The organism is Rickettsia sp. MEAM1 (Bemisia tabaci) (genome assembly GCF_002285905.1).
Classification (GTDB): Bacteria; Pseudomonadota; Alphaproteobacteria; order Rickettsiales; family Rickettsiaceae; genus Rickettsia.
Genome location: NZ_CP016305.1, coordinates 121,292 through 133,518, shown reverse-complemented (window position 1 = coordinate 133,518; position 12,227 = coordinate 121,292). Strand labels below are relative to the sequence as shown.

Genomic DNA, 12,227 nt, shown 5'->3' with positions numbered 1-12,227 from the left:
TAAATGAAGCAAAATACATATTTCCCCTTAGTTTCCATTATTATTCCGGTATATAATGGGGCAAATTATATGCGTGAGGCAATAGATAGTGCTTTAGCTCAAACATATAAAAATATTGAAATTATAGTCGTTAATGATGGCTCAAAAGATAATGAGAAAACGGAAGAAATAGCATTATCATATGGTGATCAAATACGTTATTTTTCTAAAGAAAATGGTGGATGTGCTTCGGCTTTAAATGTCGGCATAAAAAATATGAAAGGTGAGTATTTTTCTTGGCTTAGTCATGATGATCTATATTATCCTAGTAAAATTGAACATCAAATTAATATATTAAATAAATTAGATAACAAAGATACCATAATTTATGGTGGTTATGAGCTAATTGATGAAAAATCCCGTTCTTTACGTTTTATAAAACCTGATGAGAAATATCCAAAAGAAAAATTAAATATATCATTATTTGCTCTTTTACGTGGATTAGCATATGGTTGTACTTTATTAATACCGAGTATATATTTTCAAAAAATTGGGTTATTTGATGAGTCACTAAAACATACTCAGGATTATGATTTATTTTTTAAGATTTTTCGGATAGCAACAATTCATTTCGATTCTCAAATTCTTGTAAAATGTCGTCAACATCCAAATCAAAGTAATCGTATCGTTCCTAACCAGTTAGAAGAATGTGAAGTGTTATGGACGGGTTTTTTAAAAGAATTAACAGAGCAAGAAATGCTGACCATGGGTAGTGGCTCAATAGCAGCGTTTCTATTCGATACTATAAATTTTTTAAAATACAGTACTCCCTATAAAAAATCAGAACAATTAGCTTTAGAGATGGTAAATAAATATTTAAATAATACAAAAGTTACCGTGATTATTCCTCTATATAATAGGATAAATTGGACTATAGAGGCTATAGAAAGTGTGCTTATTCAAACTCATAGAAATTTTGAAGTGCTAGTAATAGATGATGGATCAACTGATGAGGTATCAAAATTGATTGAAACCTGTAAAAAAGATGAAAGAATAAAATATTTTCGTAGAGAAAATAAAGGCGTTAGTTCAGCTCGTAATTTTGGAATTGAAAAAGCTATCGGAGAATATATTGCTTTTCTTGATTCAGATGATTTATTTATGCCGGATAAAATAGAAACTCAATTAAGGTATATGGCAGAAAATGATAAATCATTTTCTCATACTTCTTATCAAAAAGTAGATGAGCAACTAAAATATCTTTCTTCTGAGGATTCAGGTACTTTTTCTGGACAATGTTTTCCCCAGATTATTAATTACTGTCCAATAGCAGTGCCGACAGTTATGGCTAAAACTTCTGTATTTAGACAAAATTTATTTCCTGAAAATATTAGAAATGGTGAAGATTTTTGTGTATGGATTTCTATTGCAAGTAAGAATCTGATAGGTGGTATTAATAAAGAATTATCACAAGTAAGAATAACTAGTACTAATACTTTGTCAAATCCTAGAAAACATGCAGAAAGTTTAATAAACACAGCATCTTATATTATTAGTCATCCTTATTTAAATAAATATAGTTCCCTAACTGTTGGTTTATTATCAAAAGCTATAACCAAATTAAAATCATTAAAAGAAGATGATGTTACAAAGAGCGACTCTAGTGGTATAAAAAAAATACTATTAGGTTTTTCTAATATACCAAGTTTAATTAGATTAGCCATTTATTCTATAAAATATAATGGAATGCATGCAACTATATCTAGAATAAGTATATGGCTTAAAAGAAGCAGATCTAAGTAATTTACTCATTAAGTATTTTTACTTTTGCACCATCGCTTATTTGAGGCATGCCCTCTGTAACGATTATATCGCTGTCTTTGATGTTATCGGAAATAATCTCGATTAAGCCATTGGTTCGTAAACCAGTTTTTACATATAGTTGTTTTGCTATATCACCATCTATTTTATAGACAAAATTACCTTGATTATTACGTTGTATAGATTTTTCTGGCACAGCTAAATTTTCATGTGGGTTAATTATCAACTTAACATCTACATAGCTATTATGTAAGATATTTGTATTATTTGGTAAGGCAATTTTAGCGGTTATAGTACCATTATTTGATAAATAGTGTGAGATAGCAAAAACCTCACTATGGATTTTGCCATTAACTATTGCTTTTGTACCGGCAAGGACCTTGCCGCTTAAAGATTCTGGTAATTCAATAAAAACACTTTGTGATTTATCAGCTCCTGTAATACTAAAAAGATAATCACCTATTTTTACTTCATCACCAACCATAGGTTTTATCACCCCTATTTTACCATTAAAAGGAGCGATAATTATCATGTCATTGTAAGTTTTAAGAGCTATTGTATAATTAAATTTAGCCTCTTCAAGCTCGCTTTTCGATTTTTTATGTTCTTGGCTACTTACATATTTCTTTGTAAATAAAGCATCTTTTCTATTATACTCTTCCTGCTTTGTATTTAATAAAGCCTCGGCTTTTGATTTAGTAGTTTCCGCTACATCTCTATCTATAACTAGTAATATATCACCTTTTTTAACTATTTGTCCTTGCATAGCTGAAATTTTTTCAACAGTACCAGCAGCATTAGCATAATAATCACGGCTATTATTATTTTGGCATCGCCCTACAATATTAAAGACTTCATAAAGCTCAGCTGTTTCTGCTTTAGTAACTTTTACTCCTGTAATTTTTTCTTCTATTTTTTTACTTGCAATAGTAGAAAGCGAAAAAAATAGGACAAAAAGGATAATAAGTTTTGTAGGCATAATTAATATTATTTATTTAATTTTTTAAGTTCGTGATCCGTTAACCATTTATATTCTTTTTCTAAAATCTCAAATCTAATTTTTTCTAGTTGTTCATCAAGATCAGGTTCAAGAACTATTGCAGAGCCCATAAACTCAAAACCTTGGTAATTAATTTTTAGTTTACTACATGTCTTTTGTAATGATAATAAATTTTCTTCTATATCATCTATAAATATTATTGATTTCGGAGAATAATTTGTTTTTTGCAACACATATTCAAGCACAGCTCCCTTATCATATTCTGCGGTGTAAATTATCCCATCTTTTAAAATAGGATCACCATAACCAGCATTAAAATCCTTTATTATTACTTCATCATTTAAAGGTGATAATTCTTGAAGATTCAATTTTAATGAAGTTAGTTCTCGTACTCTCCACTCTATCATATCTTCAATTACGCCAAATTTACCGGTAGGAAGCTTTGTAAGACCCATTGCTGGAATATTTTTTTCTTTAAGTAAAGCAAATATGGTTAAAATATCGTCACTCACAAACCTAGCTTTGCGGTCCTTTAGAACTACGCTCATTAATAATTCACACTCTTTACGAGAGAGCCTTTTTTCAATGTCATTTACTAATATTTTGCGGTAATCATGTGTTCTAGACTCGTCTGAATCCATCACTATTACTTCATCAACATCAAAAAGTACTAGATAAGTTCCATCTGCTTTTTCTATTGCTTTTATAACTTCTTTAAAATCATGAATTTTATTTATTTTACTAAACATAATTATTTTTTTCTTTATTTAATATAATTTACAGCAAAAACATTTTTGAATATTGATGCTGAATTTAAAAGTGAGCTTAACGGAGCGTATATTTAATACGTGAGTATAAGCGAATCTTGCAAAATTTAGTATCAAGATCGAAAATGTTGAAGCTGGATCAATTCCTCTAAAGAATTTGTCATCACCTTTAAGTCCTCTTCTCTAGATAGGTTATGTTTTCCGTCTTTAATTAATTTCAGTATTATCTGTTTACTTGTTATTTTTTCTAACAGCTTAAGAGAAATATCATAAGGTACATCTTCATCTAACATGCCATGGATTAAATGTACCAGAATATTTATATCAATTTTGTTCTTTGTCAATAGTAAATGCTTTTTTGCATCTTCTATTAATTTATAGCTAATAGGATATCTATGTTCACAACTTCTACCTGATATTTCTAACACACTTTCTTTTTGTATTCTAGATTGATCTGTTGGCGATAGATTGTGCCAAATATCTTCCGTAAAATCAGCCGCAGGGGCTAAACAGATAAGTCCTTTAACTTTATTTGGAAACTTTAAAGCTGCAAGAAGTGCAAGCCATCCTCCCATGCTTGAGCCGACTATTATAGCTTGATCATCAATTAATTCATCTAAAACTAGAGCTACTCCTTCTAACCAACTACTAATAGTTTGATCTGTAAATTGTCCTGCAGCATGACCGTGACCAAAATTATCAAAAATAGTAAAATTATAATTGTTTTTTTTACAATAATCTATTAAATAGAGAGCTTTAGATGAATGCATACCTGACATTAAGCCGTGTAAAAAAATTACAGGTGGAATATTTGTATTAACAATTCTATAATTATTATAGACAACAAATTTGTCTTGTGTTCTAGTATAAAGCTTGTGCATTTTAAATGATTATTTAAACAGATGAAATTATAATGCCTTCATTAAATATAATGCCTTCATTAAATTCAAGTAAACGATACAATAAATATACTATTTTGCAAGTAGTTCCTGCTTTAGTTTCAGGAGGAGTTGAAAGAGGGACTATAGAAGTTGCAAAATATCTTAAAGTTCTTGGTCATACTCCGATTATAATTTCAGCTGGCGGTGCTTTAGTTAAAGAGTTAGATAATGAGGATATACTACATATTCAAATGAATAGTAGTAGTAAAAACCCTTTTGTAATTCTAAGTAATGCTAGGTTAATAGCTGAAATAATCAAAAAATATAAGGTTGATATAGTTCATACAAGATCAAGAGCTCCAGCATGGAGTTCATATCTAGCAGCAAAATGGACGAATACTAAGTTTTTAACAACCTTTCATGGTATTTATAACGCTCCTAATGATTTGAAGAAATATTATAATAGTATAATGTTAAAGGGAGAGAAAGTTATTGCCGTATCCAATTTTGTGAAGCAGCATTTACTTAAAAATTATAATGTTGATGAAAGTAAAATAGTGGTAATTGAGCGTGGTGTAAATTGTGATTATTTCGATCCAGCAAATTTAACACCAGAAAGGCTTAAAAAATGTCGTGATAAATATGATGCTCCAGATAATGTACCGATAATATCGATGCCCTCGAGAATGACTAGCTGGAAAGGACATCTTGTTTTAGTAGAGGCATTAAGTAAGTTAAAGCATAGAAATTTTTATTGTTTAATGGTTGGTGATTTATCAAGACATCCAAGTTTTACTAATAGAGTAAAAGAACTTATCGCAAATTTAAAACTTCAAAATAAAATTCAAATTTTTGGTAATGATTCTGATATCATAAATCTTTACGGTATTTCAGATATTATTGTTTCTGCTTCGATTGAGCCTGAAGCTTTTGGGCGTACTATCATTGAAGGGCAGGCTATGGAAAAGCTTGTTATTGCCACTAATATTGGTGGAGCTACTGAAACAATAAATGATAATGTAACAGGTTTTCACGTAAAGCCGAATGATGCTGAAGATTTAGCTCAAAAAATTGATCATTGCTTATCTATTTTAAATACTGAAGAAGCTAAGAAAATTCAAACCGCCGCAAGACATACTGTAATTAATGATTTCTCTCTTGATTTAATGCTCCGAAAAAATCTTGAAGTTTATAAAGAAGTTTTAAAAAACTCCCATAATTCAAAAACGATGCCATAAATTTAAGATTTTCTAATAAAATCACTTATTCCTCATTCTCTATTAAGTGATAAAGCAATTAATAATCTCTCTTTTTCTTCTATATTTTTATTTTACCCTTGCATTAAAGCGATTAGGCAACTATTTTTATTTCATTGATTTTTTAAACTTAAAGGAAATAATTTATGTCGACAAATGGGCAAGACAGTAACGCAAATAATAATGATACAATAGAGATACAAGAAACTGAAGTGGTACCTGTAGAAACTACGAATTCTTTACAATCGGGGTTAACAAGCTTAATACCGATGGTTTTAATTTTTGCAGTATTTTATTTCTTACTGTTACGTCCACAAGAAAAACGTCGTAAAGAAAGAGAGAAATTAGTAAGCGAAGTTAAAAAGGGTGAAGAAGTTCTAACAAATAGCGGTATTTACGGGATCGTTACTAAAGTTAGTGAAAGCGAACCTAACATTGAAGTTGAGATAGCAAAAGATGTACGTATTAAAGTTTTAAAAAGTGCTATTGTTGATATAACTAGCCGTTCTAAAGATGTAGCATTTAAAAAGGAAGATAATAAAAATAACAAAAAAGATAAGAAGGTAAGCGGTGCAAAATCTTCCTAAGTGGAAAATTTTCCTTTCAATTATATGTACGATTTTTGCAGTTATTTGTGCTTTACCGAATTTTACACAGGTAGAGTCCAAATATCTGCCTCATGATTCAGTAAATTTAGGGCTTGACCTTAGGGGTGGAGCACATTTATTGCTTGATGTTGATTTCGATACTTATCTCAATGACACTATGGAAAATTTAGCCGATACTTTACGTAAAAGCTTCCGTGAAGATAAAGTTGGTTATAAAAATCTATTAGTTAAGCAGAATAATATTCAGTTAGAGCTGAGATCGCAGGAAGAATTAAAGCCATTAAAGAAAATAATTAGCAAAATTGATCCTGAGATTAATGTTGAAGCAAATGATAATAGGATAAAGCTTTCCTATAGCGAATCTAGATTAAGTGAGCTACTTAATAAAGTAGTCGATCAATCTATTGAGATTGTTAGAATGCGAGTTGATAGTACTGGCACTAAAGAGCCTATACTGCAAAAACAAGGTGACAGGCATATATTATTACAAGTTCCTGGTGAAGAAGATCCAACCTATTTAAAAAATATCTTAGGTAAAACTGCCAAGTTAACTTTTCACTTGGTTGATGAAAATGCCAATGTTGAAGAAGCAGTAAAAGGTCATGTGCCTATGGGTTCAATGCTTGTTCAAGGGGATAGAATGGGTTATTTAGTTGTAAAGAAAAAAGCTATTTTAGGTGGTGATTCATTAACAACTGCCGCAGCCTCTTTTGATCAGAATTCACAGGCGGTTGTATCATTTTCTTTTAATAGTTTTGGTAGTAAATTATTTGGTGAAGTTACTAAAAATAATGTTGGAAAGCATCTTGCTATAGTTTTAGATAATAATCTGCTTAGTGCTCCAACAATAAATCAACCAATTATGGGTGGTAGTGGTATAATCTCAGGTGATTTTACTGTTGAATCGGCAAATGAACTTGCGTTATTATTACGTGCCGGCTCGTTGCCTGCACCGCTTAAAATTATTGAAGAAAGAAGTATAGGACCGAATCTTGGAGCTGATTCTATAGAATCGGGAAAAAAGGCAGGGATAATTGGTTTTGCAGCAGTTTGTATATTTATGATATGGTCTTATGGCTTGCTTGGTTTATTTGCAAATATAGCTTTAAGCCTTGCTATGCTATATGTTTTAGCATTATTGTCGCTTTTCCAAGCTACCTTAACTCTGCCAGGGATTGCTGGGATAATACTTACTATGGGTATGGCTGTTGATGCTAATGTATTGATTTACGAGCGAATAAAGGAAGAGCTAAATAAAGGAACTTCCAACCTTTATGCTATTAAAACTGGTTTTGAGTCAGCTTTTGCTACTATTTTAGATTCTAACCTTACTACTCTGATTGTTGCTTTTCTACTTTATATATTTGGAGTTGGAGCAATAAAAGGCTTTGCTGTGGCATTAACAATCGGGATTATATCATCGATGTTTTCAGCAATTATTATTACTAAATTACTAATAGATATTTGGGTAAAATATTTTAAACCTAAAAAACTAGGTCTTGTATAAGATTTGAGGATATAAAAAATGCAATCAAATGTTATAAAAATTATTATTGGAGTTAGTCTATTAATAGGCGTTGGAGCATTATATTTGTTATTATCTTTAAAGACTCCAGATAAGCCTCTTGCTGGTCAGGTAAATATTTATGAAGATAACGCAGAAATCGGTGGTGACTTTGAATTAATAGATCAAAATGGTGAAATATTTAGCAGTGATGAATTAAAAGGTAAATTAAGCCTTATATATTTTGGATTTACTAGCTGTCCTGATATATGCCCAACTTCTTTAAATAAAATAACAAAAGCGGTGGAAATTTTAAGCGAAAATAAGATAGATATAGTACCAGTTTTTATTACTATTGATCCAAGCCGCGATACTCCAGCGGTATTAAAAGAATATTTAAAACATTTTCATCCTAAATTTATTGGACTTACAGGTAATGAGAAGCAAATAAGAGAAGTAGCAGATAAGTTTAAGGTTTATTATGCTAAGGCTGCTAGTGAAAATGATAATGACCAAGATTACATGTTAGATCATTCTTCTTTTACTTATCTAATGGATAAAAATGGAAAATATCTAAAGCATTTTTATTTAGATTCTGCTCCTAGCGAAATTATGGAATTTTTAAAAAGTAACTGATGAATAATTATTTGTTAGCAGCATATATATTTACCTTTTTAAGTCTGGGAGTATTGTTAGTTAGTAGCTTTATAAGTTATAAGAAAGAGAAAAAAAATATTGATGCAAAAAGGAGCAAAAAATAGGTTAATAACTATCATTATTTGCTTTTGTTCAGCAGTAATAGGAGTTAGTATAATACTTTATAATTTAGAAAAAAGTATAGTATTTTTCGTGCCACCATCAAAAATTAATGAAGTAGCGCAGGGGAAAGAACTAAGAGTTGGCGGACTAGTTAAAGTAGATTCAATAAATAAAATTGCGGCTGATAAAATAAATTTTGTTATCACAGACAATATTAAAGACTTAGAAATATTATATCAAGGAGTGCTGCCTGCCTTATTTCGTGAGAATCAGGGCATTATTGCTATAGGTAAGTTATCAAATGGCAAGTTTATAGCAAGGGAGTTGCTTGCAAAACATGACGAGAATTACCGACCTCCGAATACTGTCATTCCCGCAGAAGCGGGAATCTAGAAAAAAATCTGTCATACTAGCTCACTTGTACCTTAGGTATCTCAGGACACATTCTATGGCACAAGATCCCATGATCAAGTCACGGGATGACAATATAATTGACTGGATTCCCGCTTTTAGCTAGGAATGACAAATGAGCTATTCAATAACATAAAACAATTATAACAAAAAAATAAAACATGTTCATAGATAAAATTAAAGCAAAAGCAAATAACGACGAAATAAATGTAATCATTGAAATACCGATGAATAGTGGTCCGATTAAGTATGAATTTGATAAAGAATCAGGAGCGGTTTTTGTTGATCGTTTCATGCAAACTACAATGAGTTATCCATGTAATTACGGTTTTATTCCGCATACTCTTTCTAATGATGGTGATCCGGTAGATGTGCTTGTTGTATCGCATCATCCAGTAGTGCCTGGCTCAGTAATTAAGTGCCGAGCTGTTGGGGTATTGATGATGGAAGATGAATCGGGTTTTGATGAGAAAATTATTGCAGTTCCAACCTCTAAGCTTGATATTACCTTTGATCATATCAAAGAATTAGATGATGTATGTGAGATGCTTAGGAAACGTATAGTTCATTTCTTTGAGCATTATAAAGATTTAGAAAAAGGTAAATGGGTTAAAGTTACCAGCTGGGAAAATAAAGCCAAAGCTGATAGCCTGATTAATGAGGGAGTAGAGAGAGCTAAGAATTAGTTTTATGTCATTCCTGCCAAGGTGGTGCATGGGTGTCATCCCGCGGCAGCATTGCCCGCGTGGTTCGAAAAGCACTTTCGATGTCATGCCGTGGCTTGTACCTGCGGCATCCAAAAAATAATAAAAAATACTAATCTTATTAATATTTTTAACTGGATCCCGCGATCAAGTCGCGAGATGACAACTGGAAAACTGATCTATACGGGCAATGCCGCCACGGGATAACAGAGGAAAAATTGATTCACCCAAGCAACATCTTTTCGCAATGACGTACTTATAAAAACAATAGTATTATAAAACAGTGACATTATTCAGATCAGGGATTGTAGTAGCCTTTTTTACACTAATTTCTCGCATATTTGGGCTTGTGCGTGAGCAATTTATTGCATCATTATTCGGCTCTACTCAAATGGGTGATAGCATAAATGTTGCTTTTAAATTACCAAATCTATTTAGAAGAATTTTTGCTGAGGGAGCATTATCAAATGTCTTTATCCCTATTTATAATGAAAAAATGCTGATTTCTAAGAAAGCAGCAGGTAGATTTTCTGGTGAGGTCTTTACACTTTTACTACTCTCATTAATAATTATAATAGTATTAATGCAGATATTTATGCCGCAATTAATGCTATTTATAGCTCCTGGTTTTCACGGTAAAAAAGAGAAGTTTGAGCTTACAGTATTCTTATGCCGAATCACTATACCTTACTTAATATTTGTATCACTTACAGCTTTGTTAGGTGGGATTTTAAACTCAGTAAAACGCTTTGCTGCTTTTGCTTTTTCACCTGTTATCTTAAGCATATGCGTAATAGTCTGTACATTAATGTTGGATAATTATACAGAGTCTACCATTTCAATCAGCTTATCTTTAATAATTGCTGGAATATTACAAGTCTCTTTTATGTTTGTTTGCGTTAAAAGAGCGGATTTAAGCTTTCCGTTTATTTTTAAGCCAAATGATCCAGATGTAAAAAAGCTTTTAATTAATATGGGACCGGCGACCATTAGCTCAGGCGTACAGCAATTAAACCTTTTTATCTCTCAATCTATTGCTAGCTTTATTGAGGGAGCTATATCCATACTATCCTATGCGGACCGAATTTATCAATTTCCTCTATCAATAATAGGCACTAGCTTTTCAACTATTTTATTACCTGAATTATCAAAAATATATAAATCAAATGATATAGTAGCTGCAACGAAAGTACAGAATAACGCAATTAGAATGGGGCTATTTTTGTCTTTACCTGCGACTTTTGGAATTATAATTTTATCGCATCCTATCATTAACGTGATTTACGAAAGAGGCGTTTTTACTTCCCTTGATACTACAAATACGGCTGAGGCTATTTCTGCGTTTGCTTTAGGGCTGCCTGCTTTTATTTTAGCAAAAATTCTAACCCCCATTTTTTATGCTAATATTGACACTAAAACACCTCTGAAAATAACTCTATTTTCAATAATAATTAATACCAGCATGAATTTATTATTGATGGATTCTTTAAAGCATATCGGTATTGCAGTTGGTACTTCTATTGCAGCTTGGTATAATTTAGGTTTATTATATAGCTATACTAAAAAGCAGAATATGCTACATATAGAACAGGATATAAAATCTTTTTGTATTAAAGTTTTATTATGCTGCACAATTATGTCTATTATGATTGGCTCAATAAAACATTATTTCTTAGAATATTTTTATTCGGAATATTTGCTGATTAAAGTTTTTGCATTAGGAGGTACTATTACAATTGGGATTATAGTCTTTTTTAGTGTAGCTTATTTATTAAAAGTAGTTAAGCATGTTAGAAAGTAGTAAAAATAAATCAAATTATCAAGATTTGCTAAAAACTCTAGCAATCATAGCCATGATCATTGATCATATAGGTTTGTATCTATATCCTGACCTTATTATTTTGCGAATAATTGGTCGTACTGCTATGCCAGTTTTTTGCTTTTTTGCTGGCTATAATTTTCATGATAAGCCAAAATTGCGAATAATAATATGGGGTATTTTACTACAAATTTACACTACAATATTATTCAAGCAGTTTATCACCACAAATATTTTAATCTCTATTTATTTAGGGCAGTGCTATATTTATTGTTTTCGTAAGTCGCTAACTCGTTTCTTCTATAGCGGCTACTGCCATGTTATTATAATGATAATATTATGGTATATAAGTTGGGCTATCATTGATTATGGTACGATTGTAATTGCAATTATGATACTTGGATTTATTGCAAAACATGAACCCAAAAGCCTAAAACTTTGTTGTTTTGTAACAATTCTTATTACTTTAGTACATTCAGCTTTGTTCATGCTTACTATTTCTTTTAGTGATCTTAATTCCTCAAATTTTGATTTAGTTTTAGATCTTATCTTATTAACAGCTACATATATATTAATGATCATAAGTAATTATTCAAAAAGAATATTTATAAATTTAAAATGGATCAGCAGAAATATTATATATATATATTGTGTACAAATTATGATTTTGCAGTTTATATTTGTCTATAGCTACACATATGGTTTTAAAAATTGGTAG

Annotated in this window: 12 protein-coding genes; 9 read left to right on the top strand and 3 right to left on the bottom strand. The window is 30.8% G+C overall.

The window, feature by feature from the left end; translation table 11 throughout:
• The first annotated feature begins 3 nt into the window (after positions 1-3).
• Positions 4-1,782, top strand: a complete 1,779-nt coding sequence (locus tag BA173_RS00655) for a glycosyltransferase family 2 protein (protein ID WP_068041207.1) — start codon at positions 4-6, stop codon at positions 1,780-1,782.
• A 1-nt stretch (position 1,783) separates the two neighbouring features.
• Here the strand turns inward: BA173_RS00655 and BA173_RS00650 are convergent, their stop codons facing one another.
• The 3 genes from BA173_RS00650 to BA173_RS00640 all read right to left on the bottom strand — a co-directional run bounded on the left by BA173_RS00650 (position 1,784) and on the right by BA173_RS00640 (position 4,448).
• Complete coding sequence (locus BA173_RS00650; RefSeq protein ID WP_179852209.1) at positions 1,784-2,782, bottom strand: efflux RND transporter periplasmic adaptor subunit; 999 nt, start codon at positions 2,780-2,782, stop codon at positions 1,784-1,786.
• Between the two features lie 5 nt (positions 2,783-2,787).
• Positions 2,788-3,549 (bottom strand): DUF2608 domain-containing protein, encoded by a 762-nt coding sequence (locus BA173_RS00645; RefSeq protein ID WP_068041208.1) that lies wholly within the window; start codon positions 3,547-3,549, stop codon positions 2,788-2,790.
• Between the two features lie 131 nt (positions 3,550-3,680).
• Positions 3,681-4,448, bottom strand: coding sequence for an alpha/beta hydrolase (locus tag BA173_RS00640; protein ID WP_016948174.1), 768 nt, complete (start codon positions 4,446-4,448; stop codon positions 3,681-3,683).
• 50 nt (positions 4,449-4,498) lie between these two features.
• Here BA173_RS00640 and BA173_RS00635 point away from each other — a divergent pair, with 50 nt between their 5' ends.
• The 8 genes from BA173_RS00635 (at position 4,499) to BA173_RS00600 (ending at position 12,227) form a co-directional block, all read left to right on the top strand.
• Positions 4,499-5,686, top strand: coding sequence for a glycosyltransferase family 4 protein (locus BA173_RS00635; protein WP_068041214.1), 1,188 nt, complete (start codon positions 4,499-4,501; stop codon positions 5,684-5,686).
• A gap of 164 nt (positions 5,687-5,850) precedes the next feature.
• A complete protein-coding gene (gene yajC / locus BA173_RS00630; protein ID WP_016948172.1) occupies positions 5,851-6,291 on the top strand; it encodes a preprotein translocase subunit YajC in 441 nt (146 codons plus the stop codon).
• On the top strand, positions 6,275-7,819 hold the full coding sequence (secD, locus tag BA173_RS00625; protein WP_016948171.1) for a protein translocase subunit SecD: 1,545 nt from the start codon (positions 6,275-6,277) through the stop codon (positions 7,817-7,819). Before yajC ends, secD begins: the two co-directional genes overlap by 17 nt.
• Positions 7,820-7,837: 18 nt before the next feature.
• Positions 7,838-8,452, top strand: coding sequence for an SCO family protein (locus BA173_RS00620; protein ID WP_016948170.1), 615 nt, complete (start codon positions 7,838-7,840; stop codon positions 8,450-8,452).
• A gap of 102 nt (positions 8,453-8,554) precedes the next feature.
• Positions 8,555-8,968, top strand: coding sequence for a cytochrome c maturation protein CcmE (gene ccmE / locus BA173_RS00615; protein ID WP_016948168.1), 414 nt, complete (start codon positions 8,555-8,557; stop codon positions 8,966-8,968).
• A gap of 179 nt (positions 8,969-9,147) precedes the next feature.
• Positions 9,148-9,672 (top strand): inorganic diphosphatase, encoded by a 525-nt coding sequence (gene ppa / locus BA173_RS00610; RefSeq protein ID WP_016948167.1) that lies wholly within the window; start codon positions 9,148-9,150, stop codon positions 9,670-9,672.
• A gap of 301 nt (positions 9,673-9,973) precedes the next feature.
• Entirely contained in the window at positions 9,974-11,491 is a 1,518-nt protein-coding gene (gene murJ / locus BA173_RS00605; RefSeq protein WP_016948166.1) for a murein biosynthesis integral membrane protein MurJ, read from the top strand.
• Positions 11,478-12,227: a TraX family protein gene (locus BA173_RS00600; protein ID WP_016948165.1), complete on the top strand. Its 750-nt coding sequence runs from the start codon at positions 11,478-11,480 to the stop codon at positions 12,225-12,227. Before murJ ends, BA173_RS00600 begins: the two co-directional genes overlap by 14 nt.

Excerpts from the sequence above, each read along its gene's own strand:
- BA173_RS00655 (WP_068041207.1), top strand. The coding sequence starts at position 4 with ATGAAGCAAAATACATATTTCCCCTTAGTTTCCATTATTATTCCGGTA.
- BA173_RS00645 (WP_068041208.1), bottom strand. The coding sequence starts at position 3,549 with ATGTTTAGTAAAATAAATAAAATTCATGATTTTAAAGAAGTTATAAAA.
- BA173_RS00640 (WP_016948174.1), bottom strand. The coding sequence starts at position 4,448 with ATGCACAAGCTTTATACTAGAACACAAGACAAATTTGTTGTCTATAAT.
- BA173_RS00635 (WP_068041214.1), top strand. The coding sequence starts at position 4,499 with ATGCCTTCATTAAATTCAAGTAAACGATACAATAAATATACTATTTTG.
- yajC (WP_016948172.1), top strand. The coding sequence starts at position 5,851 with ATGTCGACAAATGGGCAAGACAGTAACGCAAATAATAATGATACAATA.
- BA173_RS00620 (WP_016948170.1), top strand. The coding sequence starts at position 7,838 with ATGCAATCAAATGTTATAAAAATTATTATTGGAGTTAGTCTATTAATA.
- ccmE (WP_016948168.1), top strand. The coding sequence starts at position 8,555 with ATGCAAAAAGGAGCAAAAAATAGGTTAATAACTATCATTATTTGCTTT.
- ppa (WP_016948167.1), top strand. The coding sequence starts at position 9,148 with ATGTTCATAGATAAAATTAAAGCAAAAGCAAATAACGACGAAATAAAT.
- BA173_RS00600 (WP_016948165.1), top strand. The coding sequence starts at position 11,478 with ATGTTAGAAAGTAGTAAAAATAAATCAAATTATCAAGATTTGCTAAAA.